This window comes from Sorangium sp. So ce590, assembly GCF_051521365.1.
GTDB lineage: Bacteria > Myxococcota_A > Polyangia > Polyangiales > Polyangiaceae > Sorangium.
Window position 1 is genome coordinate 2,168,287 of sequence record NZ_CP150346.1, and the last position, 16,817, is coordinate 2,185,103.

The window sequence follows — 16,817 nt, forward strand, 5'->3', positions numbered from 1 at the left end:
GCGTCCATCGCGGGCATGTAGCCCGCGCTCGGCGCGCCGGACCGACCTCGCTGCCCGGCGCTCGCTCAGCGCGCCGGGACAGCGAGGTACCGGGTCGCTCCGTTGCGCCGCACCCGGAGCAGCAGATCCTGGCGCCCGACAGCGCGCAGGCGCGCCGTCAGATCGGCCGCGTCCCGCACCGGCGCGCCGTTCAGATCGAGCACCACGTCGCCGACCTCGAGGTGGCCAGCCGCCGGGCTTTGCGGCGCGATCGACTCGATGCGCGCTCCTTCGAGCGCGTCGCCCGCCAGCACGCCGAGCGGCGGCTCCTCGGCGTCCCCGTGGGCGCGGTCGGCCGGCGCGCGCCGGCTCGGCCACGCATCGTGCCGGGCCGACCGCTCGAGCTTCACCGTGGCGCGCCGGTCCGCGCCGTCGCGCTTGTAGGTGAGCTTCACCTCGTCTCCGGGCTTGGAGCGCCGGAGCGCGCGCGCGAGCTCGCGGGCGTGATCGACGCGATGCCCCTCGACCGACGTGATCACGTCGCCGGGCTTGAAGCCCAGGCGCGACCCGGGGCCCTCCGGCTCGACCTCGGTGATCAGCGCGCCCATCCGGACGGGCAGCCGGAGCACCCGCGCGAGCTGCGAGGTCACCTCCTGGAAGCTGATCCCGATTCGCCCGCGGTCCACGCGGCCGGTCTCGCGCAGCTCGGGGAGGATCTCCAGGACCTCATCGATCGGCACGGCGAAGCTGATGCCGCGGCCGCCTTCGTGGATCGCCGTCGCGATGCCGATCACCTGTCCCGCCGCGTTGAAGAGCGGCCCGCCGCTGTTGCCGGGGTTGATGGCGGCGTCGGTCTGGAGGAAGCCGTCGAGGCTCCCCGCGCCCATCGGCCTCGACGTCGCGCTGATGATGCCCCGGGTCACCGTCGGTCCGAGCCCGAACGGGTTGCCGATCACGATGACGTCGTCGCCAAGCCGGATCGGCGCGCTCGATCCGAGGGACGCGGCGCGCAGCGACCCCGCCCCGCGCAGCTTCAGCAGCGCCACGTCGAGCATCGGATCGCGCCCGACCACCGTCGCCTCGAAGGCGCGCTCGTCCGAGAGCTGCACCTCGATGCCGAACGCGTCGCCGACCACGTGATCGCTCGTCAGCACGAGCCCCTCCGTGGCGATCACGAACCCCGATCCGATCGCCCGCTCCACCCGCGGCACACCGCCGCCGAAGGGGTAGACGGGGGTCGCGCGCCCGCCCGGCAGCGAGGTCGCCCGCAGGGTGGTGACGGTCACCACCACGGGCCGCGCGCCGTCGATCAGCGCGGGCAAGGTCATCGTGGCGCCGGCCGCCGGCGGCGCGGGCGGCGCCTCCTCGCGCGGGATCGAGCACGGCGCGCTCGCCTCCTCGCGCGACGCCGCCGGGGGTACGAGCGCGGCCGCCCGGTTGTCGCAGGCAGCGAGCGGCGCGGCGCCGAGCCACCCGACACACGCCCATGCGGCAGCGCGGAGCGGTCTCACGCGCCGCACGTAGAGCTCCGACGGCAGACCGCAAGGAGCGCCAGGACCACGCGCTGGAGGGCGCCCCGTGCGCAGGCGGGCGGCGCGGCGGCCTGGCCTGGACAGGGCGGCGCGGCGCGCTCAGCCGGGAGGCGCGCCTCGCGCGGCCTCCGTGCGCACCACCTGGACGACGATCTCCACCAGGCGGCCGCCGGGCTGAGCGAACGACGCCTTGCCGCGGCCGCCTTCGAAGCGCCACGCCAGATCGGCCGGCGCGCCTGTCTCGCCGTGATCTGCGCCGGCGCGGATCACGGCGCTGACCTCCAGCGTCTGTTTCCCGGCCGTCACGGCGCCGCGGGCCACGGCGAACGTCCCGCGGCCGAGCAGCGCGACCGTTCGCTTCGCCAGGTTGCCGAGGTGCCGCGCGGGCGGCTCTTCCCCCTCCGGACCCCACGACGCGATGTGCCCGGCCTCGTCGATGTCGATCACGAAGCGCGCTTTGCCGGCGCTCCCCAGCGGCAGCGTTGCCCAGATCGGGTCCGCCTGGCACGCAGGAGGAATGGCCCTCGTGAAAGCGCGCCCGAGGTTGCGCACCGCGCTGGCGCCGGCCGCCCCGAAGTCGCCCTGGCCGGCCTCGCCCGCGCCGTCGCTCGTCCGCGCGGTGGACGGGCGCGCCGTGTCGCCGGCGGCCTCGTTCGCCGCCGGCTCCCGGCGCTCGTCCGAAGGCCGAGGCGCTGCCCTGGGTCGAGGCGCCGTCTTTGGCCGAGGCGCCGCCTCGACGCGCGGCGCGGCCGTCGCGGGCGGCGGCGCCGGCTCGCCGCCCGCTGCGTCTCGCTCCGCGGGGGCGGGAGGCCGCGTGGCGTCTGCCGGAGCGCGCGCCGTCGGGGCGCTCTCCGGTCCGGTGCGAGGGTCGACCGGGGGCGTTGAGCCCCCGCTGCCTGGCAGCGCAGCGGTGGTCCCGGTCCAGAGATCGATGGGCTCGCGCTCCGCCGTGGGCACGGCGGGCTCGCTCTCTGGCGCCTCCGGCGACGGCCGCGCGGACCCCCACGCGCCCAGGTGGACGAGCGCCGACACGAGGAGCGCCGGAAGCATCGCTCGTTGATCGCGCATCGGCTCGCACTCCGCGCCATGGCCCGGTCGAGGGGCCGCGACGCCCAGCACCTCGCTGAAGCTCGTTGCCCGTTGCCCGTGGTTCTGCCAGACAGCATCGCGTCTGCAACGTTCCCGAGCGCGCCTTGAAGCTCCTCGCCCTCTCGACATCGACCCCGCGCGGCAGCGTCGCGCTCCTGGATGCAGCGGACCTGGACGGTTCCGTCGAGGTGGCCGCGCCTCGAGGCGGCGCCCTCTCCGCCGGCGCCCTCTCCGGCGGTGAGCGCGGGGCGGCGTCGGGCGCAGGCGTACGCCTGCTCGCCGCGACGACGTACGCTGACCTGCACGGGCACGCGGAGCGCATCTTCGGCGCCATCGATGAGGTGCTCGCCGCGGCAGGCATGCCGGCGGCGGCGATCGAGGCGCTCGGCTGCGACGTGGGGCCCGGCTCGTTCACCGGGGTCCGTGTGGCGGTCGCGGCGGCCAAGGGCGTCGCGCTGGCGCTCGATGTCCCGGTCGCTGGCGTCACGTCGCTCGAGGCGATGGCCGCCGCCGCCTTCGCCGGAGGCGCGGCGGTCCCCGGCGACCTGCTGGTCCCGCTGATCGACGCAAAGAAGGGGGAGGTCTTCCTCGCCGCCTTCGACCGGCCCGCAGGCGCGCCGGAGATGTCGCCGCGACACCTGCCGCGCGACGCGGCCTTCGACGCGGTGGCATCGCTCGCCGCGGGGCGCCGGATCGTCGTCGTCGGCGCGGTCGCCGCGGAGATCGAGGCGCTCCGGCCGCTCGCCGCCCGGGGCGAGGCGCTCGATTTCCCCGACGCCGCGTTCATCGGACGCCTCGCGATCGACCGGCTCCGGGCCGCTGCTGCGGGCGGAGAGCGCGGGCGAGCGGCCGCCGAGCACGACCCGGCGCTCCTCGAGCCGCTCTATGTGCGCGCGCCGGACGCGAAGCCAGCCGAGCTGGGATACACTGCGCCCCGATGACCAGCTCGTCTGAAGGGGACGGCGTCGCACCCGACGCGGAGAGCGAGGCCTCGGGCCCCGGCGACGCGGAGCGCGCGCCGCTGCCCGCCGCGGCGGCGCCTGCGCGTCCTCGCTCCAGCCCCGCTGCAGCGCTCGATGCGCCCGACGAGCTCGCCGCCCGCGTGGAGCCGGCAGACTCGGGGCCCGATCCCGAGCGGCTCCGCGCTCGGTTCGGCCGCCCGTTCGAGGCGGGCGACGTCATCTTCCGCGAGGGCGAGCCCGGGACCGAGGCGTATCTCCTGGAGGAGGGGCGGATCCGGCTCATCAAGAAGGTCCGCGGCGCCGAGCGCAGCCTGATGGTCCTGAAGCCCGGCGACCTGTTCGGCGAGTCCGCGCTCCTCGGCGGCGCGGCGCGCTGGTCGACGGCGATCGCGCTGTCCCGCGGCGTCGCGCTCGCGCTCGATCACGGCACGCTGCAGAACCTCGTCGAGCGCAACCCGGCCGTCGCCCTGCGCATCATCAAGCAACTCGTCGGTCGGCTCCGCGACGCGGAGGACCAGATCGAGATCATGATGCTCACCGACACGCAATCGAAGGTGGTGAACGCGCTGCTCAAGCTCGCGCAGCAGTCGCGCGCCGCGAGCGGCACCTCCTCGAACGGCGCCTCGTTCGCGATCTCGCCGATGGAGCTGTCCACCCGCGTCGGTCTCGACGTCGATACCGTGAAGCGCGCGGTGCAGCAGCTCCGCGAGGGCCAGTACCTGCGCGTCGCCGACGAGCGCCTCGAGATCCCCGACATCGACGCTCTGCGGCGACTGTTCAGCCTACTCGGCGTCAAGGACGAGATCCGTGGCGAACAGTGACGGCCAGGAATGGCCTGCTCCGTCATCCTAAGTCGACCTGACATCTGCTGGAAGCGGAATCGCGATCGCGAGGACGCGCCGCGTCTTCAAGGCAGATTCGCGGGTTGACGTGACCAGCGGCCTGGTTTACTCAGGGGTCCCCGCAGGGCAGTCGACCTCCCGCCCTGACGTGTTGCCGCGCTGCGGCGTTGCTCAGCAGCGGATTCAAGATCGCACATGACATCGCAGCGACACATGACAGCAGCGACCCGCGCGGGGTGCATCCGCGGCGCGGCTGTCCTCTCGTCGCTCTGCTCTCTGTTGTCGGTTGCGTCGGTTGCGTCAGTTGCGTCGGTTGCGCCCTTCACGCTCGCCGCGTGCGGCGGCGCGCAGCCTGCGGCGCAGGCGGACGAGACGCGGTCGATCGCGGAGTATGATCTCGCGCGCGATGCGTTCCAGCACGGCCGCCTGCGCGAGGCGCTCGCGCACATCGAGCAGGCGCTCGCGCTCGACGAGGGCAACGCGGAGGCGGCCTATCTGGGCGCCCTGCTCCTGCTCGGCTTCTGCGCGGGCGACGCTCAGTCGAGCGACTGCCGCTTCGACAGCGCCGAGAAGATGGCGCGGCGGGCCCTCGAGGCGAACCCCGAGATGCGCGACGCGAAGAACGCGCTGGGGGTCATCCTCGTGCACCAGCGGCGCTACGACGAGGCGATCACGGTGCTCAAGCCGCTGACCGAGGACATCCTCTACGCCTCGCCGGAGAAGTCGTGGGGCAACCTGGGCTGGGCGTACCTGCTCAAGGGCAGCAACGACGAGGCGATCGACGCGCTACGCCGCGCCGTCGCGGCGCAGCCGCTCTTCTGCGTTGGCCAGTACCGGCTCGGCCTCGCCTATGAGAAGCGGGGCGAGCTCGATCTGGCGCGCGAAGCGTTCACCAGGGCGGTCGAGACCGACCAGCCGGAGTGCCGGCGGCTGCAGGACGCGTTCGACGCGCGCGCCCGCGTCGCCGAGAAGAGAGGGCTTGTGGACGACGCGCGCGCCGATCTCGAGCGGTGCCGCGAGATCGATGAGAGGACGGCGGTAGGGCAGCGCTGCGCTGCACAGTTACAGACGTTGCAGTGAGCCCTCGGCGCCGCTCTCTCCGAGAAGGATGTCGGGGCGCGATAAGGGGTTGAGCAACGGCTCTCGGGGTGAGTAGAGTGACGACCGAATGACGATGGGTGGAATGGGATGGAGTCGATCGGACGCTACCTGAGACGCACGCGTGAGGCCCGAGCCATGAGCGTGGAGGAGGTCGCCCGCGCCACGCGCATCCCCGTGATCTCCATCGAACGGATCGAGGCGGATCACTTCGATGACCTGCCTGGCGAGGTGTTCGTTCGCGGGTTCCTGAAGGCGTATGCCCGCGCCGTCTCGCTCCCGATGGAGGAGGTGCTGGCCCGGTACACGGCGAGCCGCCGGATCGCGCTGGTGACGCCGCTGCCGATCGCGGCGCCCGCGCGCCGCACCCAGAGCAGGCGGTTCGGGGTCGCGATCGCGTTCGTGTTGCTGCTCATCCTGTTCACGCTGGCGCTCAGCATCGTGCTTCGACCCCGCGGCCATGACATGCCGCCGGAGCTGTCGGAGGGCACCCACTCGCGGGCTCGTACCTCCCTCTCGACCTGAGGGCCAAATTTTCGTCGCGCGTTCGCCGCGGCTCGCGCTGCAACCCGCCGTCCCCTTCCGTCATCCATCTGCCATGCCCCGATCCGTTCGCCCGCGGACGGAGCGGCTCCGCACCGAGGCGCTCCTGGTCCGGCGTGTACCCTTTGGTGAAGCCGATCTCCTGGTCGGGCTCTTCACCGAGCAGGGCGGGCTCCTCTCTGCCACCGCGCGCGGCGCGCGCCGCTCGACGAAGCGTTTCCCGGCGTTCGAGCCGATGCACCTGCTCCGCGTGACCCTGGAGATCCGCCCCGGCGCCGAGCTGGCGCAGCTCACCGAGGCCGCGATCGAGCGCCCGCGCCTGCGGCTCGCGGGGGATCTCGGTCGCCTCGAGGTGGCCGGGCGGGCGCTGCGCTGGGTGCGCGAGATCGCGCCGCCGCACACCGCCGAGCGCGCGGCGTGGCAGGAGCTGAACCAGCTCCTCGACCGCCTCGACGAGGTGTCCCCCGCGCCTCCGCAGGCGCTGCTGGCGGAGACCGGCCTGCGCCTGCTGGCCGCCTTCGGCTGGGGTCTCGAGCTCGCGCAGTGCGTCCGGTGCGGGCGCGCTTGCGACGCGACACAGTCCGCCCAGGTCGACCCGGCGCGCGGCGGCCTCGTGTGCCGGGCGTGCGGCGGCGGCCCTCTCTTGCTGCGTCCGGAGCCGCGGGAGCGCCTGCTCGCCGCGATGCTCGGCGGTACCCCGATCCCGGACGAGGACGTCCCGATCGCGCTCGATCTGGTGGAGGGCGCGCTCACCGCGCACGCGAGCGGCGGCTAGGGTCTCAGGCCACGGCTTTCCAGAAGCGGCTCACCGCGCGTGGCGCGTCCGGAGGCCCCTCGATCTCCACGTACGGCCTGCCGGGCGCGGTGCGCGGGAACGAGAAGCTGCCGGTGTTCGCGTACCCGTCGCCGAGCGCTTCGCGGTGCGTGTGACCGAAGACGACGAGCTTCGCGCCGGTCGTCCTCGCCACGTGGCCGGCGCTCTCGGCCAGCCGCTCGGCGACCGTGCCGGCGTAGCGGTTGTGTCCGCTCGCCCAGCTCACGCCCATCAGCAGCGCGCCCAGCCCGAGCGCCGCGGCGCCGGTCTCCCGCGCGCGCAGCCCGAGCGCCGCGAGCCCGGCGCCCATCGACAGCGTCGCGATCACCCGATCGAAGTACAGCCGCGTGAACGTGCTCGCCGCGCTCTCGAGCGTCGGCGTGGCCGCGAGCCCGATGAGCTCGTCGGCCATCGCGCGCGGCACCCCGAGCTCGTGCGCGAAGCGCTCGACGACCGCGGCCCCCACCGTCGCTTCGCCGCGCGCGCGGTAGAGCGGCCCGCTTTTCAACATCGCGCCGATCGCCGCGTGGAAGTAGCGGTAGATGACGTGGGGCGCGCGCGGGCCGTACCAGGTGAACGCCGAGACGAACAGGCTGAGCGGCGTCTGGTCGTTCGCCTGCAGGTAGCGGTGCGCGCCGGTCGGCGCGATGAACTCCTCGACGAAGTGAACGCCGAGGCTGCGCTCGCCGACCACGAGCGGGTGAGCAGGGGCGTTGTCCGGATCGTACAGGTGCCCGTGCTCGATATGGATCGCCCCCTCGCGAAAGAACCAGGGCGTCGTCCGGATCCGCGACCGGGCCTCGCCGGTCGCCGCGAGCGCCTCCGCCAGCGCGTGCGGAAAGTCGGGCGCTCCGACCTCGGCGTCGTGGTTGCCCCCCGCGAGCCAGAGCTCGCCGCCCCGGTCGAGGTGCTCGGCGAGCGCCGCCCGCGCGGTCGGGTGCGCGAAGAGCGCCTCGCGCAGCGCGCGCGGCCGCGGCATCCAGGGCGATTCGGAGGAGAGATCGAACAGATCGCCCGCGATCACGATGCGGGCTCCCGGATGGGCCGCCACGAACCGCGCAAGATCGGCGGTCACGTCGCCCGGCGTCTGGCGCACGAGATGGAGATCCGCGAGCACGACCGTGCGGCGCTGCGTCATAATCTTTCCTATTCACCACGTCCGTCCGGACGCTGCAACTCGCCGCCCGTCGCGTGATCTCGTCACGACGGAGGGCCGCAACCCGACGAGCTCAACCCTCCACGCCGCTGTCGCGGGCACGGCCCTCCTGGGCTCGACGCCCACACCGGCGGGTCCCATGCAAGCAGGCATGGAAGGTTCGGCGCGGACGCGGCCTTTGGCCCAGCGGGTGAGCGGTGGACTGCTCGCGGAGATCACCCGCGCGCTGAAGGGCCAGAACATCGAGGCCCTCTCCCTGCTCTACGCCGAGGACGCGGTGATCGAGGAGGTGAGCAGCCTCCATCCCCCGGCCCACCCCAACGTCACCACCGGGAGGCAGGCGATCCTGGAGCGGCTCAAGAACGAGCACTTCCGCGATCCGGTCTCGGGCTGGGAGCGCCAGCTCGACGCGACGGAGATCCTGGACGGCATCGAGACCGACGACGGGCTGGCGTTCATGGAGGTGCGGGTCTACGCCGCCGGCGATCGGGTCTTCGCGCAGCACCTCGCCCGCAAGGAGAACGGGCTCATCGGCCACGATCGCGTCGTCGTCGTCTGGGACGCGAAGTGAGCCGCTGCCAGCGACCGGCGCCGCCGCGCGCCGGCGCCGCTGGCGCTGCTCGCTCGGAGGCGATGTAGAGTGCCGCCGTGACCACCGCCGTCCTCCTCAGCTGCCACGGCACCGTCGAGCGGCTCGACGATCTGCCCGCGTTCCTCTCCAACATCCGCCGCGGCCGGCCGGCCCCGCCGGAGCTGATCGAGGAGGTGCGGCGCCGCTTCCAGACGATCGGCGGCTCGCCGCTGCTGCGCATCACGCAGGCCCAGGCGGACGCGCTCGCCGCGAGGCTCGGTCTCCCGGTGGTGATCGCGGGGCGTCTCTGGCACCCGTATCCCGAGGACGTGCTCGGATCTCTCCACGGAAGCGGCGTGCGGCGCGTCATCTCGCTGCCGCTCGCGCCGCAATCCGTCGACGTCTACCACGCCGTCGTCCGCGACGCGGCCGCCAGGCAAGGCGGCATGGAGGTCCGGTGCGTGCCCGCGTGGGGGCTCGAGCCGGCGCTGATCGACGCCTTCGTCGAGGTGATCGACGAGGCGCTCGCGCGCTTCCCCGAGGAGAGCCGGGCGAAGGTGGCGGTGATCCTCTCGGCCCACAGCCTGCCGCAGCGGATCATCGACGCGGGCGATCCGTACGAGCGCCAGTTCCGCGCGATGGCCGCCGAGGTGGAGCGCCGCGTCGCCTCCCGGGGCAACCCGGTGCTCGTCGCCTTCCAGAGCCAGGGCATGACCGGCGACGCCTGGCTCGGCCCGGATCTCCGGTCGACGTTCGAGGCGCTCGCCGCGCGCGGCGCGCGCGAGGCGCTCATCGCGTCGATCGGCTTCGTCGCGGATCACGTCGAGACCCTCTACGATCTCGACGTGGAGGCGCACGTCGTCGCCAGAGGCGCAGGCCTCGCTCGCCTGGAGCGGGCGCCGGCCGTGAACGCGCGGCCGCGCTTCATCGACGCCCTGGAGGCGCTCGTCCGGCGCGAGCTCGAGACGGCCGCGCCGTAGGCGGGCCTGCGCCGGCTCAGCGGCCTGCGCCTCTGCTCCTGCGCGGGAGCCTCGCGACGGCCGCGCTTCAGCGGCCTGCGCCTCTGCTCCTGCGCGGGAGCCTCGCGATGGCCGCGTTGAGCAGCCCGGGGGCGTGCCTCGCGAGGGACACCCCGAGCTTCGCGTGGCCGGTGACGATCGCCTCGGCGCGGCGCGCGACGATGGCGTCCATGATCTGCCGTGCCGCCGCCTTCGTCGGCATGACGAGCCAGCGCGGCACCGGCTCCGGGGCGCCGTCGCGGAGCTTGCCCGCGTTGTCGATACGACGGATCTCGCTCTCGATGAACCCCGGCGCGATGTGCGTGACCGCCACGCCCTCGGCGTGGAGCTCGCCGCGCAGCGTCTCGGCGAGGGCGCGCACCGCGAACTTGCTCATGGTGTAGGCGCCCATCGTGGGGAACGCGACGTAGCCGCTCGCGCTGCCGATGAGCGCGACGCCGCCGCGCGATCGCTTGAGCTCCGGCAGCGCGGCCTTCACGGTGCGCAGCGCGCCGAAGACGTTCGTCTCGAGCTGCCGTCGGAAGTCGTCGAGCGAGAGATCCTCGACGCGGCCCGTCACGCCGAACCCGGCGTTCGCGATGGCGATGTCGAGGCGCCCGAACGCCACGCGCGCCTGCTCGACGGCGCGCTCCACGTCGCCGTCGCGCGTGACGTCGCACTGGGCCGCGATCGCCTCGCCGCCGGACGCCAGGACCTCGCTCGCGAGCGCCTCGAGCCGCTCGGTCCGCCGCGCCGCGAGGACGACCCGACCGCCGCGCCGGGCGACCTCCCGCGCGAGCGCCTCGCCGATACCCGACGATGCGCCCGTGATCAGAACGACCTGCCCTGCGAGCCTGCTTGCCATGGCTCCCCGCATACCACGATCGCGCAGGAGCGAGCCCTGGCGCGCCCCCGGCCGCTCGCTCATGCTCGGCCCTCCTCTTCTCTCGGCTAGGATGGCCTTGCCCGGCTCGACCGGGCGCCGCCTTTCCAGCAGCAAATCCTGAGTGAACCCACACGGTTACGTACGGTTTCACACGACTGCGAACGATGGCGCACGGTTGTGCACGGGGTCCCATGCGAAGCCACTCGATCCGCCGCTCTCTCGCCGCTCTCCTCGTCGCCGCCGCCTGCGCGGCCCAGGCTCCTGCGTCCGCCGAGCCGCCTTCCTCGCTCGCGCGCGCGGAGGCGCTCCTCGCGCAAGGCGACCACGCGGGCGCCGAGAAGGTCGTCCTCGCCCTCCAGGGCGGGGCGGAGCGCGCCGGGGCGCTGCTCATGAGGGCGCGGATCGAGCTGCTCACCGGCCGCTACGACGACGCGGCGAGGACGGCGAAGGCGGCCGCCGCGCTCGGCAAGGAGGCGAAGATCGCCGCCGCGCCGCTCCGGGCCGAGGCGCTCGCGCGCCGCGGGAAGATGGCCGAGGCGATCGCGGCGGCGCGCGAGGTCGAGCGGGAGGACGAGGCCCGCCGCGCGCGGCTCCTGCTCGGCGAGCTCCTGATCCGGTCGGGCAAGCGCGGCGAGGCGCGCGCGCCGCTGATGACGATCATCGACGACTACAACGACGACAAGATCACCGCGGACGACGCGGAGGGGCTGTCCCTGGTCGGGCGCGCGGCGCACCTGCTCCGGAGCGCGCGCGACGCGAACGACGCGTTCAACGCGGCCGAGAAGGTCGGGGGCAAGCAGCGGGTCGAGACGTTGCTCTGGCGGGCCGAGCTGTTCCTCGACAAGTACGACCCCGGCCACGCCGGGCAGGTGCTGAAGGAGGCGCTCAAGCTCGCCCCGAAGGACCCGGTGGCCCGCGTCGCGATGGCGCGGGTCAAGCTCGACAGCGCGCTGGACTTCGGCGGCGCCGACAGCGAGATCGCGCAGGCGCTCTCGGTGAACCCGAACCTCGCGCAGGCCTATTTCGTGCGCGCCGGGCTCGCGCTTCGCGACATGGACATCGCCGCCGCGGACGCCGCCGCGGACCGCGGGCTCAAGGTGAACCCGAGCGACCTGGAGCTGCTCTCGATCAAGGCGGCGGGCCGCTTCCTCGCCGACGACGCGGTCGGCTTCGAGGCCCTCAAGGCGAAGGTGCTCGGCCTGAACCCGGAGTTCTCGCGGTTCTTCCAGATCGTCGGCGAGTTCGCGGAGTGGGAGCACCGCTACGACGACATCGTCAAGATGATGGGGGAGGCGGCGCAGGTCGATCCGAACGACGCGAAGGCGTACGCCACGCTCGGGCTGAACCTGATCCGCGCCGGCGACGAGAAGAGCGGCCTGCAGGCGCTCCAGAAGGCGTGGGACAAGGATCGCTTCAACGTGCGGGTCTTCAACACGCTGAACCTCTTCGAGAAGGACATCGCCACCCAGTACGTGACCGTGGAGGGACAGACGTTCCGCGTCCGCTACCACAAGCAAGAGCGGGCGATCCTGGAGCGGTACGTGCCGCGGATGCTCGAGGAGGCCTGGGGCTCGATGGTGAAGCGCTACGGCTTCACGCCGAAGGTGCCGGTCTCGATCGAGCTCTACGCGTCGACGGAGAACTTCAGCGTCAGGACGAGCGGCCTGCCCAACGTGGGCATCCAGGGCGTCTGCTTCGGCCAGACGCTCGCCGCGCTGAGCCCGGCGGCGGCGGAGTTCAACTGGGGGAACGTGCTGTGGCACGAGCTCGGGCACGTCTTCGCGATCCAGCTCTCGAAGAACCACGTCCCGCGCTGGTTCACCGAGGGGCTCAGCGAGTACGAGACGATCGTGCGGCGGCCGGAGTGGCACCGCGAGGAGGATCCGGCGCTGTTCGCCGCCCTGAAGGGCGGGAGGATCCCGGGGGTCGAGGGGTTCAACCGGGCCTTCACGCACGTCGACGACATCGAGGACGTGACGATGGCCTACTTCGCGGCGAGCCAGATCGTTGTCTTCATGGTCGAGGAGTTCGGCTTCCCGAAGGTCGTGTCGATGCTGCCCCGGTGGGCCGCGGGCAAGCGGACGCCGGACGTCGTGAAGGAGTCGCTCGGCATCGGCCACGACGAGCTGGATCGGCGCTTCCGCGCGTGGCTGAAGCCCCGCCTCGAGCGCTACGAGAAGCAGTACGTCCCCGACCTGCAGGCGCCGCCGCTCGACGAGGCGCGCAAGGCAGCGGCGCGCGCGCCGAAGGACGCGAGGCGGCTCGTCGAGCTCGCGCTGGCGCTGGAGAAGGACGGGCAGCGACAGGAGGCGGAGGCGGTGCTCGCCGAGGCGCTCCGGGTGGATCCGAAGCAGCCCGACGCGAGCTACCTCAAGGTGCGCGCGGCGTTCGCCGAGAAGAAGCCCGACGAGGCGGCGAGGCTGCTGGGCAAGATGATCGCCGACGGCCACGACGGCTACGTCGTGCGGATGAAGCTGGCCGATCTCGCCGAGCTGAAGAAGGACGCGGCGAGGATGAAGGCGAACCTCGAGGCGGCGTCGCGCCTGGATCCCACGCAGGCCGAGCCGCTGCAGGGCCTCTGCGACCTCGCGCGCCGGCAGAAGGACGCGGCGGGCGAGCTCTCGGCGCTGCGCCGGCTCGCGCTCCTCGACCAGCACGATCGCCGGGTCTGGCGTCGGCTCCTCCGGCTGCTCGTGGAGCGCGGCGCGTGGGAGGAGGCGCGCAAGGTCGGCGAGAGCGCGATCTACGTCGACGTGGCGAACCCGGAGATCCACCGGCTCTATGCGCGAGCGCTGGCGCGCACGGGGCGGCATGTATCGGCGGTCTACGAGCTGAACAGCGCGCTCCTGTCCGGGCCGAAGGCCGGGGACGCGGCCGAGATCTACGGGGAGCTCGCCAAGGCGTACGCGAAGATGAAGCGGGACGACTACGCGAAGCAGGCGCTGGAGTACCAGAAGGCGATGAGGGGCGCGTCGCCGCCTGCGCCGCGGGCGATGCCGGATTGAGGTGATCGACAGCGCGGCCGTCGCGCCGTTGAGACCTGGGGGGCGGACCGGAAACGGTTCGGGGGAGGCAGCTGGGAGCCCTCGAGGAACCGGAAACGGCCTGGGGGAGGCAGCTGGGAGCCCCCGAGGAACCGGAAACGGTTCGGGGGAGGCAGCTGGGAGCCCTCGAGGAACCGGAAACGGTTCGGGGGAGGCAGCTGGGAGCCCTCGAGGAACCGGAAACGGTTCGGGGGAGGCAGCTGGGAGCCCCCGAGGAACCGGAAACGGTTCGGGAGAGGCAGCTGGGAGCCCCCGAGGAACCGGAAACGGTTCGGGAGAGGCAGCTGGGAACCCCCGAGGAACCGGAAGCGGTCCTATGGCGCAGCAGCAGTCATGAGCTCGAGGTTCCGGCGTGCGTGGAGCGCGGGGCTCCGTCGTTAGCCACCGGCTCGGCGGCTGCTTGCTCCCGCTGCTTCCGCACCGCGCGCGCGATGAGGGGCGCCTAGCGCGCCGGTCTCGCCGCGCATCAGCGCCTCGGCGGCCTCGATGGCGCGCTCCGCCTCGATCGACCGCGCCTGCTCCAGGCCGAACACCGGGGACGTGAGCCACCCGATCGCATCGCCACGCTTCGCCCAGGGGAGCTCGCGCATGGCCACGTCTGCGCCGTCAAGCTCGAACGCGGCGGCCCCCGGCTACTCGTCCTCGGCCTCTGCCTTGTCCCCGCGCAACCCGAGCGCCTTGCACTTCTTGTAGAGGTGGCTCCGCTCGAGCCCGAGCCCCCGCGCCGTCGCGGCCATCTGCCCTCCGTGATGGACGAGCGCCTCCTCCAGGATGGTCCGCTCCGCCTCCTCCGCGAGCACCCGGAACGGCACCCCCGGCCGGAAGATCCCGCCCTTCATCGCGGCCTGCTGCCCTCCGAGGCAGACCTTCACGTCGCCCTCGTCGATCGTCTCATCGGGCGTCAGGATCACCAGCCGCTCGATGATGTTGCGCAGCTCCCGCACGTTCCCCGGGAAGCTGTAGGCGACGAGCATCCTCATCCCGCCCTCCGTGAACGCCATCCCGGGCCGATCGTTCGCCTGCGTCGCGATCGCGAGGAAATGCCGCGCGAGCTGCGGCACGTCGTCGCGCCGCGCCCGGAGCGGCGGCAGCGACAGCGGCAGCACGTTCAGCCGGTCGTGGAGGTCCGGCCGGAACTGCCCCTCGCGGCACGCGGCCTCGATGTCGCGGTTCGTCGCCGCCACCACGCGCACGTCGACCTTGATCGTCTCGTTCCCGCCCACGCGCTCGATCTCGCGCTCCTGCAGCACCCTGAGCAGCTTCGCCTGCATCGCGAGCGGCATGTCCCCGACCTCGTCGAGGAACAGCGTCCCGCCGCTCGCGCGCTCGAACTTCCCTCGTCGCTGCTTCGTCGCGCCCGTGAACGCCCCCGCCTCGTGGCCGAACATCTCGCTCTCGATGAGCTCGCTCGGGACCGCGGCGCAGTTCATCTTCTCCAGCGGCCCGCGCGCCCGCTTCGACGCGCCGTGGATCGCGCGCGCGACGAGCTCCTTCCCGGTGCCGCGCTCGCCCGTCACGAACACCGTCGCGGTCGCCCTCGCCGCGCGCGCGATCTGCTCGCGCAGATCGAGCATCGCCCGGCTCTCCCCGATGAGCTCGCCCACCTGGCCGGTCTGCGTCCGGAGCGCCTTCGCCTCGGCCTCGGCGCGGATGAGGCGCAGGGTGTTCTCGAGCACGAGCAGCAGCCGATCGGTCGACAGCGGCTTCTCCAGGAAGTCGATCGCGCCGAGCCGCGTCGCGCGGACGGCGGCGTCGACGGTCGCGTGGCCGCTCATCATCACGACCGGCAGCTCCGACCCCGCAGCGCGTATCCGCTTGAGCAGCTCCACGCCGTCGCCGTCGGGCAGCGAGACGTCGAAGAGCGCGATGTCGTAGCTCCGCTTCGCGAGCTTCTCCTCGGCCACCCCGACGCCGCCGGCGACGTCGACCGTGTAGCCCTCGAGCGACAGGGCCTTCTGGAGTGTCGTCAAGATCGCTCGCTCGTCGTCGAGCACCAGGACATGTCCGCGCGGCATGCTCGCCACCGTAGCGCGGAACCGCCGCGGCCGACGCCCGCCGACGCCCGCCGCGGCCGACGCCCGCCGCGCCTCCCGCCGTCCGGCGTGGAGAAAGGGGCTCCGGCGCGCGTGCGCTATGGTACCTTGGCATAGAATGCCTGCCGACGGTTCCGTGACGGCGGAAGGAGATCTGGAGCGGACGCCGTTCGCTCACCTCTTCGTCTACGCCGTCGACCATCGGCTGACCGGCGCGCTCATCCTGCTGGAGCCCACGGGCGCCGAGCACACCCTGCGGATCGTCCGGGGGTCCCCGGTCAAGATCCGTCCGAGCGACGGCTACGCCCCGCTCGGAGAGATCCTGCTCGAGGAGGGGGTGATCTCCGCGGAGATCCTGAGGGACGCGCTCGCGACAAGGGGCCTCCTGGGCGACGTGCTGCTGCTGTCGGGGTGCCTCGACGCCCCGACCATCGACTGGCTCGCCCAGGTCCAGTTCGTGCGGCGGATGGTGCGTCTGTTCGACCTGCCGCCGGAGACAAGGTACCGCTACTTCGACGGCCTCGACGTGCTCGCCGACTGGGGGGGCGATCCGGCGAAGGTCGATCCGCTCGCGCTCGTCTGGGCGGGGCTGCGCGACCACGGCGAGCGCTCGACGCGGCTGGAGCGGACCCTGGAGCGGATCGGATCGGTGCCCCTCCGTCTGCACCCCGCCCTCGAGCCGGTCCGCTTCGGTTTCGGCGAGAGCGAGCTCGCCGTGCTCGACGTGCTCCAGAGCAGCGCCACGCCCTCGCTCGCCGCGCTCGTCCGGTCCGGGGTCGCGCCGGAGCCGACCGTGCGCAAGCTCATCTACGCCCTGGCCATCACCCGTTATCTCGATTTCGGGAAGGGCATCCCGGTGAGCGCGGAGCCCTCGTCGAGCGTGCCGCCCGCCAGCGCGGCGAGCCTGTCGCTCGGGCGCATGCAGCTCCGCGCCACCGTGCATCGCGTGGGCGCCGCCGCCCCGGATCCGGCCGGCGACGGCGAGCGTGCGCCGGTGCTCGGTCGAGGTCGCCGCCGCGATCGCTCGCCGTCGGAGCCGTCGCCCGTGTCCGTCGTCGCGAGAGCGTCTCCGCTCAGCGGAGGCTCGCTCTCCGCCGCGGTCGCTGCCGAGCTCGCCAGCACCGCCGGGATCGACGGCGGCCGCGCGGCGCGCGAGCCCTCCGGCGCCGACAGGGGTCGCGAAGCGTGGGGCTCGCCCGCTCCGACCGACGAGGGCGCCCCCGGCGGCTCGCCGGCAACCGAGGACCCCTGACGACGGCTGCCCGCGGCG

At 73.2% G+C, this 16,817-nt stretch carries 14 protein-coding genes and 1 pseudogene; 9 read left to right on the plus strand and 6 right to left on the minus strand.

What is annotated here, in order from left to right; genetic code table 11:
• Window positions 1-65: 65 nt before the first annotated feature.
• Both WMF28_RS08120 and WMF28_RS08125 read right to left on the minus strand, forming a co-directional pair.
• The gene (locus tag WMF28_RS08120; protein WP_437601534.1) at window positions 66-1,490 is read right to left on the minus strand and encodes a trypsin-like peptidase domain-containing protein; all 1,425 of its coding nucleotides are present in this window, start codon (window positions 1,488-1,490) and stop codon (window positions 66-68) included.
• A 120-nt stretch (window positions 1,491-1,610) separates the two neighbouring features.
• Window positions 1,611-2,579: a hypothetical protein gene (locus WMF28_RS08125; RefSeq protein ID WP_437601535.1), complete on the minus strand. Its 969-nt coding sequence runs from the start codon at window positions 2,577-2,579 to the stop codon at window positions 1,611-1,613.
• 125 nt (window positions 2,580-2,704) lie between these two features.
• Here WMF28_RS08125 and tsaB point away from each other — a divergent pair, with 125 nt between their 5' ends.
• The 5 genes from tsaB (at window position 2,705) to recO (ending at window position 6,820) form a co-directional block, all read left to right on the plus strand.
• The gene (gene tsaB / locus WMF28_RS08130; RefSeq protein WP_437601536.1) at window positions 2,705-3,541 is read left to right on the plus strand and encodes a tRNA (adenosine(37)-N6)-threonylcarbamoyltransferase complex dimerization subunit type 1 TsaB; all 837 of its coding nucleotides are present in this window, start codon (window positions 2,705-2,707) and stop codon (window positions 3,539-3,541) included.
• Entirely contained in the window at window positions 3,538-4,383 is an 846-nt protein-coding gene (locus tag WMF28_RS08135) for a Crp/Fnr family transcriptional regulator (protein WP_437601537.1), read from the plus strand. The genes tsaB and WMF28_RS08135 overlap by 4 nt, the downstream gene beginning before the upstream one ends.
• A 234-nt stretch (window positions 4,384-4,617) precedes the next feature.
• A complete protein-coding gene (locus tag WMF28_RS08140) occupies window positions 4,618-5,484 on the plus strand; it encodes a tetratricopeptide repeat protein (protein WP_437601538.1) in 867 nt (288 codons plus the stop codon).
• A 108-nt stretch (window positions 5,485-5,592) separates the two neighbouring features.
• Window positions 5,593-6,027, plus strand: coding sequence for a helix-turn-helix domain-containing protein (locus tag WMF28_RS08145; protein ID WP_437601539.1), 435 nt, complete (start codon window positions 5,593-5,595; stop codon window positions 6,025-6,027).
• A gap of 73 nt (window positions 6,028-6,100) precedes the next feature.
• Entirely contained in the window at window positions 6,101-6,820 is a 720-nt protein-coding gene (gene recO, locus WMF28_RS08150) for a DNA repair protein RecO (RefSeq protein WP_437601540.1), read from the plus strand.
• Window positions 6,821-6,824: 4 nt separating this feature from the next.
• Here the strand turns inward: recO and WMF28_RS08155 are convergent, their stop codons facing one another.
• Window positions 6,825-7,997 (minus strand): hypothetical protein, encoded by a 1,173-nt coding sequence (locus WMF28_RS08155; RefSeq protein ID WP_437601541.1) that lies wholly within the window; start codon window positions 7,995-7,997, stop codon window positions 6,825-6,827.
• Window positions 7,998-8,205: 208 nt separating this feature from the next.
• Here WMF28_RS08155 and WMF28_RS08160 point away from each other — a divergent pair, with 208 nt between their 5' ends.
• Both WMF28_RS08160 and hemH read left to right on the plus strand, forming a co-directional pair.
• Complete coding sequence (locus WMF28_RS08160; protein WP_437601542.1) at window positions 8,206-8,586, plus strand: hypothetical protein; 381 nt, start codon at window positions 8,206-8,208, stop codon at window positions 8,584-8,586.
• Window positions 8,587-8,663: 77 nt separating this feature from the next.
• Complete coding sequence (gene hemH / locus WMF28_RS08165; protein WP_437601543.1) at window positions 8,664-9,566, plus strand: ferrochelatase; 903 nt, start codon at window positions 8,664-8,666, stop codon at window positions 9,564-9,566.
• A 67-nt stretch (window positions 9,567-9,633) separates the two neighbouring features.
• Here the strand turns inward: hemH and WMF28_RS08170 are convergent, their stop codons facing one another.
• The gene (locus WMF28_RS08170) at window positions 9,634-10,449 is read right to left on the minus strand and encodes an SDR family oxidoreductase (protein WP_437601544.1); all 816 of its coding nucleotides are present in this window, start codon (window positions 10,447-10,449) and stop codon (window positions 9,634-9,636) included.
• Between the two features lie 212 nt (window positions 10,450-10,661).
• On the opposite strand from WMF28_RS08170, the gene WMF28_RS08175 reads away from it, so the two are divergent.
• Entirely contained in the window at window positions 10,662-13,475 is a 2,814-nt protein-coding gene (locus WMF28_RS08175) for a tetratricopeptide repeat protein (protein ID WP_437601545.1), read from the plus strand.
• A 494-nt stretch (window positions 13,476-13,969) separates the two neighbouring features.
• Here WMF28_RS08175 and WMF28_RS08180 read toward each other — a convergent pair.
• Window positions 13,970-14,101, minus strand: a pseudogene (locus WMF28_RS08180) (AAA family ATPase); the annotation flags it as partial.
• A gap of 45 nt (window positions 14,102-14,146) precedes the next feature.
• Window positions 14,147-15,529 carry a sigma-54-dependent transcriptional regulator gene (locus tag WMF28_RS08185; RefSeq protein WP_437601546.1) on the minus strand — a complete coding sequence of 461 codons (1,383 nt, stop codon included), beginning with the start codon at window positions 15,527-15,529 and terminating at the stop codon, window positions 14,147-14,149.
• Between the two features lie 136 nt (window positions 15,530-15,665).
• Between WMF28_RS08185 and WMF28_RS08190 the strand changes: the two genes are divergently transcribed.
• Window positions 15,666-16,799 (plus strand): hypothetical protein, encoded by a 1,134-nt coding sequence (locus WMF28_RS08190; RefSeq protein ID WP_437601547.1) that lies wholly within the window; start codon window positions 15,666-15,668, stop codon window positions 16,797-16,799.
• Window positions 16,800-16,817: the final 18 nt, after the last annotated feature.

What these genes read in the sequence shown, in the direction of transcription:
- WMF28_RS08125 (WP_437601535.1), bottom strand. Translation starts at nt 2,579, where the DNA reads ATGCGCGATCAACGAGCGATGCTTCCGGCGCTCCTCGTGTCGGCGCTC.
- WMF28_RS08135 (WP_437601537.1), top strand. Translation starts at nt 3,538, where the DNA reads ATGACCAGCTCGTCTGAAGGGGACGGCGTCGCACCCGACGCGGAGAGC.
- WMF28_RS08140 (WP_437601538.1), top strand. Translation starts at nt 4,618, where the DNA reads ATGACAGCAGCGACCCGCGCGGGGTGCATCCGCGGCGCGGCTGTCCTC.
- WMF28_RS08145 (WP_437601539.1), top strand. Translation starts at nt 5,593, where the DNA reads ATGGAGTCGATCGGACGCTACCTGAGACGCACGCGTGAGGCCCGAGCC.
- recO (WP_437601540.1), top strand. Translation starts at nt 6,101, where the DNA reads ATGCCCCGATCCGTTCGCCCGCGGACGGAGCGGCTCCGCACCGAGGCG.
- WMF28_RS08155 (WP_437601541.1), bottom strand. Translation starts at nt 7,997, where the DNA reads ATGACGCAGCGCCGCACGGTCGTGCTCGCGGATCTCCATCTCGTGCGC.
- WMF28_RS08170 (WP_437601544.1), bottom strand. Translation starts at nt 10,449, where the DNA reads ATGGCAAGCAGGCTCGCAGGGCAGGTCGTTCTGATCACGGGCGCATCG.
- WMF28_RS08175 (WP_437601545.1), top strand. Translation starts at nt 10,662, where the DNA reads ATGCGAAGCCACTCGATCCGCCGCTCTCTCGCCGCTCTCCTCGTCGCC.
- WMF28_RS08185 (WP_437601546.1), bottom strand. Translation starts at nt 15,529, where the DNA reads ATGCCGCGCGGACATGTCCTGGTGCTCGACGACGAGCGAGCGATCTTG.
- WMF28_RS08190 (WP_437601547.1), top strand. Translation starts at nt 15,666, where the DNA reads ATGCCTGCCGACGGTTCCGTGACGGCGGAAGGAGATCTGGAGCGGACG.